Genomic DNA, 14366 nt, shown 5'->3' with positions numbered 1-14366 from the left:
AGTCTCGGATCCATATTTCAAAAGGAATCCGACATGAATTTTCCAGAGCAGCCTGACGACGCCCTTTCGCTGGTGCAGATTGATAACCCATCAAGGGCAATCAGTCTGGCCAGACCTACCTTGCTATGCCTGTCTCATCTGCGCTGGGGGTTCGTGTATCAGCGACCGCAACACGTCATGTCGCGTTTGGCCAAGGATTACGACGTGCTGTTTTTTGAAGAGCCGATCTTCACTGACACACCTCAGCCGACACTCGACGTCTCGCAACCGGCAACGGGGATTACTGTCATCGTGCCGCGTTTTGCCCATGGCACCAGCGCGGCGCAGGCGGTGGAACTGCAGCGCGAATTGCTTGACGAGTATCTGGCCGAGCATGCGGCCGAAGAATTATTGCTGTGGTATCTCACGCCCATGAGCCTGTCATTCACCGAGCACCTGAAGGCTCGCGTGACGATTTTTGACTGCATGGATGAGCTGTCGGCTTTCAAAGGTGCACCGTCGGATCTGCTGGATAAAGAACGTCAGTTGATGGCCAGGGCCGATGTAGTGTTCACCGGCGGTTACAGTTTGTGGGAGGCGAAAAAACTTCAGCATGGCAACGCTCACCCTGTGCCCAGCAGCGTTGACATTGCACACTTCGCAGCGGCTCGCGACAGGTTGCCCGAACCTGCGGATCAGTCGGGTATTGGCTATCCACGACTGGGATTCTTCGGCGTCATCGATGAGCGATTCGACATTGAGCTGGTGAGCGAGCTGGCCAGCCAACGGCCTGACTGGCAAATCGTGCTGATTGGCCCGGTGGTAAAAATCGACCCTGACTCATTGCCGCGTCAGCCCAATATTCACTATCTGGGGCCCAAGAGTTATGCCGAATTACCGGTGTATCTGTCGGGATGGGACGTGGCGTTGATGCCGTTTGCAATCAACGAGTCGACGCGATTTATCAGTCCCACCAAAACTCCGGAATACCTGGCGGGCGGCTGTCCGGTGGTATCCACGCCGATTCGCGATGTAATCAGCGGCTACGGCGATTCAGGTGTCGTGACCATCGCCGATTCACCACAGGCATTCATTGCAGGAATTGAGGCAGCGCTGACATCCAAGGCTGACGTCTCATTCAACCGAAGCGCTGACACAGTGCTGGATGGCATGTCGTGGGATAAAACCTGCGCCGTCATGAAGGAGCAGATCGAATGCCTACGGTAACCATTGAGAACGCAAAAAAAGGTCCGTCGCAGGTGGGCGAGAACCGCGTTTACGACTATCTGATCGTCGGCGCAGGCTTTGCCGGATCGGTGATAGCCGAACGTCTGGCGGAAGGTCTCGGTAAAAATGTGCTGGTAATCGACCGGCGCTCACACATCGCTGGCAATGCCTATGACCATACGGATGAAGCCGGAGTAATGGTCCACCGCTATGGACCGCATATCTTCCACACCAATGCGAAGCGCATTGTCGACTACCTGTCTCTGTTTACTGAATGGCGTCCTTATGAGCATCGGGTGCTGGCGCAGGTCGACGAGCATCTGCTGCCGATCCCGATCAATCTGACCACCTTGAATACGCTGTACGGCCGGGCAATGGACGAGCACGAAGCGGAGGTCTTTCTGGCAGAACGTGCGGAGCCTGTCGCGGATATTCGCACCTCCGAAGACGTAGTGATCAACCAGATCGGGCGCGAGTTGTACGAGAAATTTTTTCAGGGTTACACCCGCAAGCAGTGGGGCCTTGACCCTTCGGAGCTGGACAAGTCAGTCACCTCCCGTGTGCCGACACGCACCAATGATGATGATCGGTATTTCACTGACGCTTTCCAGATGATGCCGCTGCATGGCTATACCAGGATGTTCGAAAACATGCTCGATCATCCGCGCATCGACGTGCTTCTCAACACTGACTTCACAGCAGCCCGGGATCAGGTCAGCTATCGGGAGATCATCTACTGTGGGCCGGTCGATGAATATTTCGACTTCTGCTTTGGTCGATTGCCGTATCGCTGCCTTGAGTTCAAGCACGAGACGTTGCCTGTCGAGCAGTTTCAGCCGGTGGCCGTCGTCAACTATCCCGATCAGAGCGTGCCCTATACGCGGATTACCGAGTACAAGCAGTTGACCGGCCAGACGCACCCGTTAACCAGCATCAGCTATGAGTTTCCGTGTGCTGAGGGCGATCCGTATTACCCGATCCCGCGTCCGGAAAATGCGGAGCTGTACAAGCGCTACAGCGCGTTGGCGGATGAAACCGAAGGGGTCACCTTTCTGGGTCGACTGGGTACTTACAAGTACTACAACATGGATCAAGTGGTTGGGCAGGCGCTGGCGCTTTATCAACGTATCGAAAAGGAGTCTAACGTGGCGCAAAGCCACGCAGTCGAGTCCCTCTGATGCGCTGCCAGCAGGCGTGGCCCCAGGAGTGTTTTCACAGGTGGCCGCAATGACGAGCGCTCGGCTGTTCAATTCTTTTGTCATGGCTGGTTATGAGTGTTCCTCCCACCGCCGCCGGGATGGTCGGCGGTTGGACATGCTCGCCGAAACCGGCCACGCCCGAGGCGTCGACAAGGATTACGCCCAACTGGCTGCACTGGGAATTGCCTGCGCCCGCGACGGACTGCGCTGGCATTTGATCGAGTCCCGGCCGGGCGATTACGACTGGAGCAGTTTTCTGCCGATGCTACGCGCGGCGCGGGATCACAACGTGCAGGTGGTGTGGGATCTGTGTCATTACGGTTATCCCGACGGGCTTGATATCTGGCGGCCCGAGTTCGTGGAACGCTTCGCCCGGTTTGCAGGGGCGGTTGCCCAACTGATGAAAGACGAAGGCGTGGACGCACCGTTTTTCTCGCCCATCAACGAGGTTTCGTTCTGGAGCTGGGCGGGCGGTGACGTAGGTTATTTCAACCCGGGTACCCACGGGCGAGGGCAGGAACTCAAGCATCAACTGGTGCGCGCCAGTATCGCGGCGATTGAGTCTGTTCGTCAGCGCACGCCCAATGCCCGCTTTGTGCAATGTGACCCGTTGATCAACGTGGTCGCGGGGTCGAGTCGAAGCGACGAGGTCAATCAGGCCGAAGAGTATCGACTGGCGCAGTTTGAAGGCTGGGACCTGTTAACGGGCCGTCAGTGGCCAGGTCTGGGGGGACGAGAAGAATACCTGGACATCGTCGGGGTCAATTTCTACCCGCAAAACCAGTGGGTGCTCAACGGCGGGAAAATCCTGCGCGGTGAGCCTGGCTACCGTCCGTTCGCGGGCATGCTAAAGGAGGTGCAGCAGCGTTATCAGCGACCGTTATTAATCTCGGAGACCGGTGCCGAAGACGAGCAGCGTGTGCCCTGGCTCGACTACGTCAGCACGCAGATCGCTGTGGCCCGGCAGCGTGGCGTGGAAGTGGAAGCGCTGTGCTGGTATCCGTTTCTGGACTATCCCGGCTGGGACGACGGGCGATACTGCCCGGCAGGTCTGTTTGGTTACGCTGACGGTGAGGGCAACCGGGCACCGCATCATCCGTTGTATGTGCAGATCCAGGCGCTTTCGAGCCGCCATGATCAATAGCCTAATACGGGAATGCCCGCTGCCGGATACTCCGGTGCGTTTTCTCTGGCGTTACGTCCGGGTGCGGCCTTGGCATTTCGGCACCATGCTGGGGCTGGTTGTTGGTGCTGCAAGTTGTGCGGTTGCCGTGCAATACGGCATGAAACTGCTGGTGGATGCCATGGCTCACCAGGACCGTGCTGCAGGCCATGTGTGGTTCCCGTTTGTGTTGTTCATTGCGCTCATCGTGCTGGAAAACCTGTTCTGGCGGGCAGGGGGCTGGCTCGGGTGTCGAACCGTGGTGGGCAGTTGCGCAGATTTGCGCATCGACCTGTTCAGCCATCTGACCGGTCATCCGATGCGCTATTTTTCCCAACACTTTGCGGGCGCGCTGGCTAACCGGATTTCCTCGGCGGGTGCGGCAGCCGGTTCCATTTACGGCGGGCTGGCATGGAAAATCATTCCGCCGTGTGTCGATTTTCTCGGCGCGGTGATCGTGCTGTGTACGGTGCGGTTGTCCATGGCGCTGGTGTTAATCGCTTGTGTGATCGCAGTCGCAGCATTGATCACGCTGATTGGCATACGCGGCCGGGCCAAACACATCGCCTTTGCCTCGCAGTCCGCGCGAGTGGGGGGCGAGATCGTCGACCTGGTGTCCAACGTGTGGAGCATCAAAGCCTTTTCTGCTCGTGAGCGAGAACGTCTGCGGCTGGAAAAAGCCATAGGCGTCGAAGCGAAGGCCCAAAGCCGCAGCTGGATTTACCTGGAAAAAGCCCGCGTGTTGCATGATGTGTGTCTGTCGGTAATGGCCGGTGGCATGCTCGGTTGGGCCATAGACCTGTGGGTCGACGGTCTGGTCACAGCGGGTGATGTGGTGATGGTCAGCGCGTTGACCTTTCGTATCCTTCACGGCTCAAGGGATCTGGCGCTGGCTTTGGTGGATACGTCCCAGCAAATGGGCGTGATCGCGGAAACCCTCGGCATCATTGCCCAGCCCCACGGCCTGAGCGACACCCACGAAGAACTGGCTCCCACGCGTGGCAATATTCGCTTCATCGACATGAGCTACAGCTATCCGGACGGACGTTCGGTATTCAAGCATTTCTTTTTGGAGATACCGGCAGGGCAAAGCGTCGGCATAGTTGGCGTGTCGGGTGCAGGTAAATCGACATTGATCAGTCTGTTGCAGCGCCTGGACGACGTGCGCAGCGGCATCATCCTGATCGACGACCGCGATATCCGTTCGGTCAGTCAGGACAGCCTGCGCCGACAGATATCAGTGGTCCCGCAGGAGACCGCTCTTTTCAATCGCAGCATCTACGAAAACATTGCTTACAGCCAACCTAAGGCCACCGAGCAACAGGTCATCGATGCGGCGCGGCAGGCTTATTGCGAAGATTTCATCAACGCGCTGCCCGGTGGCTACGCTACGCAGGTGGGCGAGCGCGGCGTGATGTTGTCGGGCGGCCAACGGCAACGTCTTGGTCTGGCGCGGGCGTTTCTGCGCAACTCACCAATCCTGATTCTGGACGAGGCCACGTCTGCGCTGGACTCTGAATCCGAGAAGGTCATCCAGATGGCCCTGGCTAATCTGATGCGCGGGCGCACGGTGGTGGCCATCGCTCACCGGTTATCGACCATTGCCGGCTTTGACCGGGTTCTGGTGCTGCAAAGCGGCCGTGTCGTGCAAGACGGTTCGCCGAATGAGTTGCGTAATCAGGACGGGGTATTTCGCGCGCTTTGGCAGACGCAAAGCATGAATGCTCCGGAGGCGTGAAGGTGTTCGACGCTCACGTTTTCACCGTGTTCCGCAGCCAAACTTGCGGTGGGTAAAAAAGTTGAGGTGACTGGGTACCAAAGCAAACAAGTACCCAATGAAATGCGTGCTGACAGCCTGACGCTCGAAGGCAAGACTGTTGCGCTGGATTGATTCGGTCGGCTTTCTGTTATCAAGCAGCGGGCAATCAGATAGCGCCGCTCCAGGTAGGAGGCAACTTTTTGGCGAGAGGCTTTACGCGTTGGTTCAAGCCTGACGCCTCGCGAACAAGTTCGCTCCTACCGTTTGGCGCCGCGCAAGGGTGCAGGGTAATCAGATAGCGCCGCTCCAGGTAGGAGGCAACTTGTTGGCGAGAGGCTTTACGCGGTGGTTCAGACCTGACGCCTCGCGAACAAGTTCGCTCCTACCGTTTGGCGCCGCGCAAGGGTGCAGGGTAATCAGATAGCGCCGCTCCAGGTAGGAGGCAACTTGTTGGCGAGAGGCTTTACCCGGTGGTTCAGGCCTGACGCCTCGCGAACACGTTCGCTCCCTCCTGTTTGGCGCCGTGCCAGGGTGCAGGGCAATCTCTACTCGCTACCGGGCAAACCGCCTCGCACCCACCACGCAAAGAATCACCGCAACCGTCACCCCAAGCATTCCGGCGCTGACGTTCTCATGCAGCAGCGTCGCCGCCAGCGCCAGTCCGAAAAACGGTTGGAGCAATTGCAACTGCCCAACCGCAGCGATCCCGCCCTGTGCTAGGCCGCGATACCAGAACACGAAACCGATCAACATGCTGAACAGCGATACATAGCCCAGGCTCAACCAGGCAGGCGGGCTGATGCTCGAAAATGACGCTGGACTCAGCAGTAGGCTCAGCAAGGCCATGACCGGCAATGACAGCACCAGTGCCCAACTGATCACCTGCCAGCCACCCAGTGTTCTGGAGAGTTTGGCCCCTTCGGCGTAACCCAGGCCGCAGACCAGAATCGCCAGCAGCATCAGCACGTCGCCTGTCGCGGAAGCGTTCAGGCCTTGTGAAATGGCGTAGCCGACCACCGTCAAGCTGCCCAGCACCGAGAATAACCAGAAAGCAGGACGCGGCCGCTCGCCCCCGCGCAACACGCCGAATAGAGCCGTCGTCAGGGGTAGCAAACCGAGGAAGACAATGGAGTGCGCGGAGGTGACATGCTGCAACGCCAACGCGGTCAGTAACGGGAAGCCGACGACGACTCCAATGGCAACGATCACTAACGACAACAATTGATGGCGAGCCGGACGCTGCTCTTTGAACAGCAGCAGCATACACAGGGCCAGTACGCCTGCGAGGGTTGCCCGGGCTACCGTCAAAAACACCGGGTCGAATTCCAGTACGGCAACGCGAGTCGCAGGGAGCGAGCCGCTGAAAATCACTACGCCGATGAGGCCGTTGATCCAGCCTCGGGTGGCATTTTCCATGGAAACGATTTTCGGTGCAGATGCCTGTTCCATGCGGGCCACTCTCCGGGCGGGGTTGCGTAAAGGCATCCTAGGGCTGAGTATCAGTACAATCAAAAAATTGTCATGGATACAGTTCGACATGCCACTGGCCCGCTACAAATCACTGGTGGACGCCTTCGCCGCGGACATTCGTTCGGGGCGCTTGCCGCCGGGAACACGCCTGCCCACACACCGAACCCTGGCCATGGCCGAGGGGTTGGCGTTGGCCACGGCGTCTCGGGTCTATGCCGAGCTGGAGGCCATGGGCCTGGTGAGTGGCGAAGCAGGGCGGGGCACGTTCGTTCGGGAGACTTCGTTGCCGTCGGGGCATGGCATTGATCAGCCGGACGTCGCGACCGGCGTTATTGACCTGAATTTCAACTATCCGTCCTTGCCGGGGCAGGCCGAGCTGTTGCGCACGGCGCTGCGCCAGCTGGCATTGTCCGGTGATCTGGAATCGCTGTTGCGCTACCAGCCGCATGCCGGGCGAAGCCATGAGCGAGCGTCCGTGGCACGTCATCTGCGCAGTCGCGGGCTGATCGTTGAGGCCGGTCAGGTGTTGTTGGTCAATGGCGCTCAGCATGGTTTGACGGTGGCGATGATGGCGCTGTTCAAACCCGGCGACGTCGTTGCGGCTGATGCGCTGACCTATCCCGGTTTCAAGGTGTTGGCTGAGTCCCTGAGCCTGGAAGTCTTGCCTGTCCCTGTGATGGATTCAGGGCCTGATCTGGATGCCCTGGAGAAACTCTGCCGACAGAGAACCGTGAAGGGGATCTATAGCATGCCGACGTTGCATAACCCCATGGGCTGGGTGATGGGGATCGAGCAGCGCGAGCGCCTGGTACGGATTGCGCGGCAACATACGTTGCATATCATCGAAGACGCGGCCTACGCCTTTCTTGCACCCAACCCACCACCGCCTCTGGCGCACCTGGCACCGGAGCGCACGGTGTATGTGTCAGGCCTGTCGAAAAGCGTCGCCACCGGGCTTAGGTTTGGATTCATCGCTGCCCCGGTCGCGCGGGTCAGTGCGCTCGAACGTGTTATCAGAGCCACCAGCTGGAACACGGCCGGGGTGATGACAGCGATTGCAACCGGCTGGCTGGACGACGGTACTGTCAGCAGGCTGGAGGCGCAAAAGCGTGCAGATGCCCGATCAAGACAATCGCTGGCGGATGAGCTGTTGAGCGGGGTGAATTGCGTCCGGCATCCCTGCTCGTATTTCACCTGGCTGCCATTGGCCGAAGATGCACGAGCGGATCAGGTTGCGGCGGCGTTGATGCGCGAGAATATTTCGGTGTCCACAGCCGAGCCTTTCGCGGTGTCTGCACAGGTGCCGCATGCCATCCGCCTAGCCCTCGGCTCGGTGGACATGCCAACACTGCGCGCTGCGCTGAAGACAGTGAACCGGGTCGTCGGAGCTCATTCCTGAGTCGAAGATAACTTCAGCAGGCGCTGCAGTTGTTGATGTTCCCAGATACTCAGCAGCTTGACCGGGTCGGTGCCGTAGCGCTGCCAACTGTCTGCGGTCACGTGACTGCCTTCGGGGGACCGGCAGGCCTGGCAATGGCTCAGTTTGTTGTCCTCACTGACCAGCGTGAGCTGCCAGCCATCCACCTCGATTTCAATTTGCCCCTTTCGGCTGTCCACCGCGTGCAACGTTCGCGTTTCGAGAGCGATGTCTTTCAGGAGTTGATACACGTCGCGGGCTGTCAGGTCGGTCGTGGTTTTTGCCATACGGATATTCTCTTGTTGAAACCGATGCGGCGCTGCCTGAACATGCCCGCTGGATCCGGGAAGATTACTTTACAAGCGAGGCGCAGTGGATGATCGACTTCAATAACAAGGGCTTCTTCAAACTCAAACAGAACGATGAATACGCCGAGCGTGTCACGGCGCTGTTGCTGGACGGTGAGCAGGTCATTGATTCCTACAAATCCATGCGCGACGGCGTGGTGTTTACCAACAAGCGTATCATCGCCGTCAACGTGCAAGGTCTGACCGGCAGCAAGAAAGACTTCACCTCGTTGCCGTACAAAAATATCGTTGCCTACTCCATCGAAACCTCCGGCACCTTCGATCTGGACTCGGAGCTTGAAATCTACTTTTCCGCGCTGGGCAAAGTGAAGTTCGAGTTCACCGGGAAGACTTCAATGGTTGAAGTCTCCAGGCTCATTTCCAAGCATCTGTTGGGGTAGTTTCAACTGATATGCGGCCCCTGTAGGAGCTGCCGAAGGCTGCGATCAGTTATACCTGACACACCGCTATTCGCAGCCTGCGGCAGCTCCTACAGAGGTGTGTCCAGCGAGGTCGCCTCTTTGCACATTGCGCGACAGGCCTGAAACTTCCCCTTTGACTCACATCTCCAAGGTTGCCCAATGATCAACATCCGGCCCATGACCGCCGAAGACTTCGACCTCTTCTGGCCCACTTTCCAGAGCGTGATCGCCGCCCGGGAAACCTATGCCTACGATCCGCAGCTGACCCGTGAGCAGGCTGTGCACCTGTGGCTGGAAATGCCGTTGCGCACGTTCATTGCTGAGGAGGAGGGCGTACTGCTCGGCAGCTATTACCTCAAAGCCAACGCTGCAGGTCCCGGCAGTCATGTGTGCAATTGCGGCTATATGGTCACCGAAGCGGCGCGTGGTCGTGGGGTAGCGCGGTTGATGTGTGAGCACTCACAAAAGGTCGCCACTGAAAGCGGTTTCCTGGCCATGCAATTCAACTCGGTGGTGGCGAGCAACGAAGTGGCGGTGGCGCTGTGGCAGAAGCTCGGGTTCGACATCGTTGGCCGGTTGCCGCGTGCTTACCAGCATGCGCGGTTGGGGTTGGTGGATTGTCTGGTGATGTTCAAATGGCTGGCCCAGGAACAGCCTGAAAAGCCCATGCTGATCGGGCGCAAGAACATTGAGTCGGTGGTGTCGCGGCCGCGGCGTAAGTAGGCCCTGATAGTGCGGCCCTGTGGGAGATTCTATGTTGGCCCGTAAACCTGTTGGAGCGAGGCTTGTCCGCGATGCAGGCGACTCGGTTTGTCAGCTACACCGTGTCATCGTTCATCGCGAGCAAGCTCACTCCTACAGGTGAGTACCAATATTTGTAAGCGGTGAATGGCCCGAGCCGCATCCCGAAAATAAACGATAACGCGGTGTGTCTTCCGACCGCGCCTCATGTATCGCGGGCAAGCACCGCTCCCACACGTTTTGCGCCTGACTCACGCACTGGGTGCTGTATCAAACCTGTGGGAGCGGTGCTTGCCCGCGATACATGAGAAGTAGCCAGAAGACGCGCCCCGTTATCATTTATAGCGCGCACCTACCCACCAACAAAAAGCCCGCACAAGGCGGGCTCTCTGAACAGCTCTGACTACAACGAGTAAGACTTACTTCTCGTTGCTGGCCTCAAGCTTTTTCTGTTGCTTCGGATGCCCTTCGGCCAGGGCCGTGCGGACTTCCTGAACCAGTTTCGCAGACACCGCAGGCGCCTGGTTGGACCAGCCCTGGCGCAGGAAGGTCGCCAGTTCGGCTACTTCGGCGTCGTTCATGCGCTCAGCAAAACCTGGCATCGGCAGGATCGACGGGCCTCTCGCGGTGGATGGCGTTTTTGCGCCAGCGAGAATCACGTGAACCAGCGCGGTCGGGTTTTCTGCGTTGATGATCGAAGCACCGTCCAGACGCGGGAAGATCCGTGAAGCGCCTTCACCTTTGACAAAGTGGCACGCGCCACAGTTGTCCAGGTACAGACGTTCGCCCAGTGTCAGGTCTTTGGCTGCGGTCAGTTTGTTGGCCGTGGCGGCACTGCGTTCAGCGTTGTGCTGATAAACAGTTTCGCCATTCTTGTCAGCGGGGCCAGACAACGACTTCAGATAAGCCGCCATCGCATGCAGGTCTTCATCGGTCATGTGCGACGTGCTGTTGGCTACAACGTCAGTCATCTCACCGGCAACCGACGCTTTGGCATTACGGCCAGAACCCAGGTAGTCGACGATTTCGTCCTGCGACCAGTGAGCAACGCCACGGATCGAAGGCACAGCCCAGTCGTTGAGCAGAGCGCCCGTCAGGTAGTCGGTACTTTTCTCGTCGAGACCTTTTTCCTGCATGGTCAGCGCACGCGGTGTGTGGCAAGAACCGCAGTGGCCTAGGCCTTGTACCAGATACGCGCCGCGAACGAGCTGTGGATCGGTGCCCGCAACAGGTGTAACAGTGGACTCAGGTGTCGGCGAGAAGAACGTACGCCAGTAAGCCAGCGGCCAGCGAATCGACAGCGGCCACGGAATATCGTTGGCCTGATTGGCTTGCTTGACTGGCTCAACGCCTTTCATGAAGTACGCGTAAAGCGCCTGCGTGTCTTCATCCGAGACCTTGGCATACGACGGGAACGGCATCGCCGGGTACAGCGCGCTGCCATCGTGACTCACACCGCGACGTACCGCGCGCTCGAAGTCGCCATAGGTCCAGCCACCGATACCGGTGTCCTTATCCGGCGTGATGTTGGTCGCGTAGATCGTGCCGATTGGCGACTCGATGCCACGGCCGCCCGCGAAGGTTTTGCCATCGTGAGCGGTGTGGCACGCCACACAGTCGCCAGCGCGCGCCAGGTAAGCGCCTTTGCTGATAAGTTCAGGCGTTACTTCCTGAGTCATCTGCGCAGCCGCGTCACCCGATTTGTTGAGGAACACACTGACCAGCCAGGCCAGCAGCGCAAGCACCACACAGACCACCAGCAGTGCCAGCAGCCGGGAGCGGGATTTGGATGTCATGTTCTCGCTCCTTATACCTGAACCAGTGGGCCAGGGTTTTTGATGTACTGCTCAACAATGGCCTTGGCCGAGAACAGGGTAATAGCGCCGATCAAGGCCGTCGGGTTGGCCTGGAAGTTCTGCGGGAAGGCATTGCCGCCCGGTACGAAGACGTTATGCACGTCCCAGCTTTGCAGGTACCGGTTGAGTGCCGTGGTTTTCGGGTCGTCGCCCATGACCGCTCCGCCCACGTTGTGGGTGGACACGTACTTGGTGATGTCCCAATGGGAGTCCATCGACAGGAAGCTTTCGCTGTAGCTGTCCGGGCCCAGTTCCTTGGTGATATCCAGCACGATCTTGCGCAGGTGTTGCTGCAGTTTCAGCTCGTTCTGTTTCCAGTCGAAGGTGATACGCAACAGTGGCAGGCCCCATGGATCTTTGTAGGTAGGGTCCAGGTCCACGTAATGGCCGCGATACGACTGGCAACTGGTGGTAATGCTCACTTTCATCGAGTGGCCGTACCAGTCCTGCATGCCGTCTTTCCAGCCCTGACCCCATTCTGGCGTACCGCTTGGCAGCGCTGTACCGATGGGTGCGCCGGTGGCCTGGGAGCTGTGGATCTTCGCGCCGCCAATGAAGCCCAGCGCCGCGCCGTCGTAGTTGCCCGGCGAAACGTCGTTGAACATTTGTCCGGTAGCACCGGCGGTGGCGAACGGGTTGAACTCTTTGTCCTTGAAGAACAGCGTGGAACCGCCGTTGCTCAGGAACGCATAGTTACGGCCCACGGTGCCGGTCTCGGTGATCGGGTCGTAAGGCTTGCCGATCCCGGACAACAGCATCAGGCGCACGTTGACGAACTGGAAGCCTGCCAACACGACGATGCCCGCAGGCTGGAACACCAGATTGCCGTCGGCGTCGGCGTAGGTCACGCCTTTGGCAGTCTTGCCGTCCGGGTGCAGTTCCACTTTCAGCACGTTGGCGTTAACCCGGTAGGAGAAGTTCTCCATGCGCTTGAGCGAATCCAGCACTGCTGTTTGCGGCGAAGCTTTCGAGTAGTTCAGGCACGGGTACTTGCTGCAGTAACCGCAGTAGTTGCAAGGCGCGATCTGGTTGCCGTACGGGTTGGTCCACGCCTGAGAGACGTTTGCCGACGGGTTCGGGAACGGGTGGTAGCCCATCTTGCGGGCTACGTCTGCAAACATCTTGCAGTTCAGGGTGTCTTCCAGAGGCGGCAGGGGGAAGGCGCTGGAACGCGGGCCTTCGAACGGGTCACCGCCTTCGATGATGCGACCTTGCAGGTTGCCGGTGTTACCCGACAGGCCACAGATCTTGTCGAACTTGTCCAGGAACGGTTCGATTTCATCCCACGTGAACGGGTAATCGCCGATGCGCATGTCTTCTTGCAGGATGCCCGGCTTGTACGCCTGGTCTGCATAAGTCTTGAGCTTGATATCGGTCGGGGTCGGACGAATCAGTACGCCGGTCCAGTGCAGGCCCGAGCCGCCCACGCCAGTACCTGGTTCAAAAGCGCCCCACTTGCGAGTCGGCAGCGCGACGTCGTTGGCGGTGTGGCGCACGGTCATCGCGGCCGCTTTCGGGGTGGCCATGATCTTGTTGCGTATGCCGTAGGCGTATTGATCTGCTGGTTTTGGATAGGCGAAGTCGGTGTTGTTACGATCTTCACCGCGCTCCAGAGCGCGTACTTTCAAACCGGCCTGAGCCAGTTCGATGCTCATCAACGAGCCAGCCCAGCCGAGGCCGACGACGACTACGTCGACTTCGTCATTAGTAATATTTGCCATGAGAAAACTATCCTGGAAATGCTAGGCGAAGGGAGATCAACCGCGCAGGCCGCTGATGCTGACCGGGCCGAGGGGGTACTTGACGTTGTGCTGTGTCACCCACTCCACGTAACTGGCGCGGGCTCCGGGGAAACCGATGGCGATCCAGGCCTTCATGCCTTTGTTGCCGCCGTAGATCGGGTCCGAGAGATAGCCCTGCCTGGTGTGGTTCAACAGTTCACCGAAGAACTGTTTGGACTTGAGCACGTCTTCGCCAAATGCCTTGAAGCTCACTTCGCCTTTTTGCAGCTGTTTCAGGATGTCTTCCTGTTTCGCGGCATCCAGAGACGCAAAGTTTTTCTGGTGTTTGTCCTGACAAAAGGCGTCAACGCTCTTGATGCCTTTTTGATAGATCTCTTGCGGACGATAAGGAATCTGATAACCCATTTCCGCTGGGGCATCGAGTTTGAAAGGACCTTCCAGGTAGATCTCACTGCCCAGATCGCTGGCCAGTTGTTGATCGATAAACACTGGGACGTTGGTTTCCAGCGCGCCAGGCCCACGGCCACCGGCGGGGATCAGGCGATCACAGGCCGCCATGATGAAAGCCCATTCAGCCGCACTGAAAAAAGTCGGGCGATATTCTTCGAGTTTCGGCGCAACCATCTCCGCTGCTTCCGCAGCGCTCAGGCCTTTAATGGCGACGCCTATCGCAGGTAATGCAATCAAAGAAGAAAGCAGAAACTTTCTTCGTGACGTTGGTTTATTCAACAACATGGTGAGGCCCCTATGAATGCTCACAAGAAAACCCCGGACGGTGCTATCGGAAATCGAAAGCCTCGACCTGCTGTGCAACTCCTTTAGCCAACGTGAATAGCGCGCAGCCGGATTCGCCCTCGTTTGAAGGACACTAACGGCGACGTTTTCAGGTTCCGGATCGTTTCAACGAAGCGCGATGGTTGGTGGTTTCCAACCGGCGACGGTTAACGTAAAAGGCATACATTACCAGTCAACGTACAACTCGCGATCGTCTCAGGCGCTAGCGCGCAATCTGAAACAGGGCTGGCAGACCTCAAGGGTTGCTCTA

At 58.4% G+C, this 14366-nt stretch carries 12 protein-coding genes; 7 read left to right on the top strand and 5 right to left on the bottom strand.

The window, feature by feature from the left end; translation table 11 throughout:
• The first annotated feature begins 33 nt into the window (after positions 1-33).
• Genes CKW31_RS22025 through CKW31_RS22010 form a run of 4 tightly spaced genes read left to right on the top strand, consistent with a single transcriptional unit; the run spans position 34 to position 5305 of the window.
• Entirely contained in the window at positions 34-1206 is a 1173-nt protein-coding gene (locus CKW31_RS22025; RefSeq protein WP_095100067.1) for a glycosyltransferase family 1 protein, read from the top strand.
• A complete protein-coding gene (gene glf / locus CKW31_RS22020; protein ID WP_095100064.1) occupies positions 1194-2384 on the top strand; it encodes a UDP-galactopyranose mutase in 1191 nt (396 codons plus the stop codon). The genes CKW31_RS22025 and glf overlap by 13 nt, the downstream gene beginning before the upstream one ends.
• 49 nt (positions 2385-2433) lie before the next feature.
• Positions 2434-3549 carry a beta-glucosidase gene (locus tag CKW31_RS22015; protein WP_095100061.1) on the top strand — a complete coding sequence of 372 codons (1116 nt, stop codon included), beginning with the start codon at positions 2434-2436 and terminating at the stop codon, positions 3547-3549.
• A complete protein-coding gene (locus CKW31_RS22010; RefSeq protein ID WP_095100058.1) occupies positions 3539-5305 on the top strand; it encodes an ABC transporter ATP-binding protein in 1767 nt (588 codons plus the stop codon). The genes CKW31_RS22015 and CKW31_RS22010 overlap by 11 nt, the downstream gene beginning before the upstream one ends.
• Before the next feature lie 573 nt (positions 5306-5878).
• Here the strand turns inward: CKW31_RS22010 and CKW31_RS22005 are convergent.
• A complete protein-coding gene (locus tag CKW31_RS22005) occupies positions 5879-6775 on the bottom strand; it encodes a DMT family transporter (protein WP_095100055.1) in 897 nt (298 codons plus the stop codon).
• An 88-nt stretch (positions 6776-6863) separates the two neighbouring features.
• Between CKW31_RS22005 and CKW31_RS22000 the strand changes: the two genes are divergently transcribed.
• Complete coding sequence (locus CKW31_RS22000) at positions 6864-8195, top strand: PLP-dependent aminotransferase family protein (protein ID WP_095100052.1); 1332 nt, start codon at positions 6864-6866, stop codon at positions 8193-8195.
• On the opposite strand, the gene CKW31_RS21995 is transcribed toward CKW31_RS22000, so the two are convergent.
• Entirely contained in the window at positions 8186-8500 is a 315-nt protein-coding gene (locus tag CKW31_RS21995) for a hypothetical protein (RefSeq protein ID WP_095100049.1), read from the bottom strand. The two genes, CKW31_RS22000 and CKW31_RS21995, sit on opposite strands and share 10 nt — an antisense overlap.
• An 89-nt stretch (positions 8501-8589) precedes the next feature.
• Here CKW31_RS21995 and CKW31_RS21990 point away from each other — a divergent pair, with 89 nt between their 5' ends.
• Together CKW31_RS21990 and CKW31_RS21985 are read left to right on the top strand one after the other, a co-directional pair.
• Positions 8590-8961, top strand: a complete 372-nt coding sequence (locus tag CKW31_RS21990; protein WP_095100046.1) for a PH domain-containing protein — start codon at positions 8590-8592, stop codon at positions 8959-8961.
• 180 nt (positions 8962-9141) lie between these two features.
• A complete protein-coding gene (locus CKW31_RS21985; RefSeq protein WP_095100043.1) occupies positions 9142-9705 on the top strand; it encodes a GNAT family N-acetyltransferase in 564 nt (187 codons plus the stop codon).
• A 437-nt stretch (positions 9706-10142) separates the two neighbouring features.
• Here the strand turns inward: CKW31_RS21985 and CKW31_RS21980 are convergent, their stop codons facing one another.
• Genes CKW31_RS21980 through CKW31_RS21970 form a run of 3 tightly spaced genes read right to left on the bottom strand, consistent with a single transcriptional unit; the run spans position 10143 to position 14056 of the window.
• Positions 10143-11519: a cytochrome c gene (locus CKW31_RS21980; RefSeq protein ID WP_095100037.1), complete on the bottom strand. Its 1377-nt coding sequence runs from the start codon at positions 11517-11519 to the stop codon at positions 10143-10145.
• 11 nt (positions 11520-11530) lie between these two features.
• A complete protein-coding gene (locus CKW31_RS21975) occupies positions 11531-13300 on the bottom strand; it encodes a GMC family oxidoreductase (protein WP_095100031.1) in 1770 nt (589 codons plus the stop codon).
• Between the two features lie 36 nt (positions 13301-13336).
• On the bottom strand, positions 13337-14056 hold the full coding sequence (locus CKW31_RS21970) for a gluconate 2-dehydrogenase subunit 3 family protein (protein ID WP_095100027.1): 720 nt from the start codon (positions 14054-14056) through the stop codon (positions 13337-13339).
• Between the last annotated feature and the right edge of the window lie 310 nt (positions 14057-14366).

Origin of the sequence: Pseudomonas sp. Irchel 3A5, from assembly GCF_900187575.1 — a bacterium.
GTDB lineage: Bacteria > Pseudomonadota > Gammaproteobacteria > Pseudomonadales > Pseudomonadaceae > Aquipseudomonas > Aquipseudomonas folii.
Note: the sequence above shows the minus strand (reverse complement) of the source record. Positions and strands in the feature narration are given on the sequence as shown.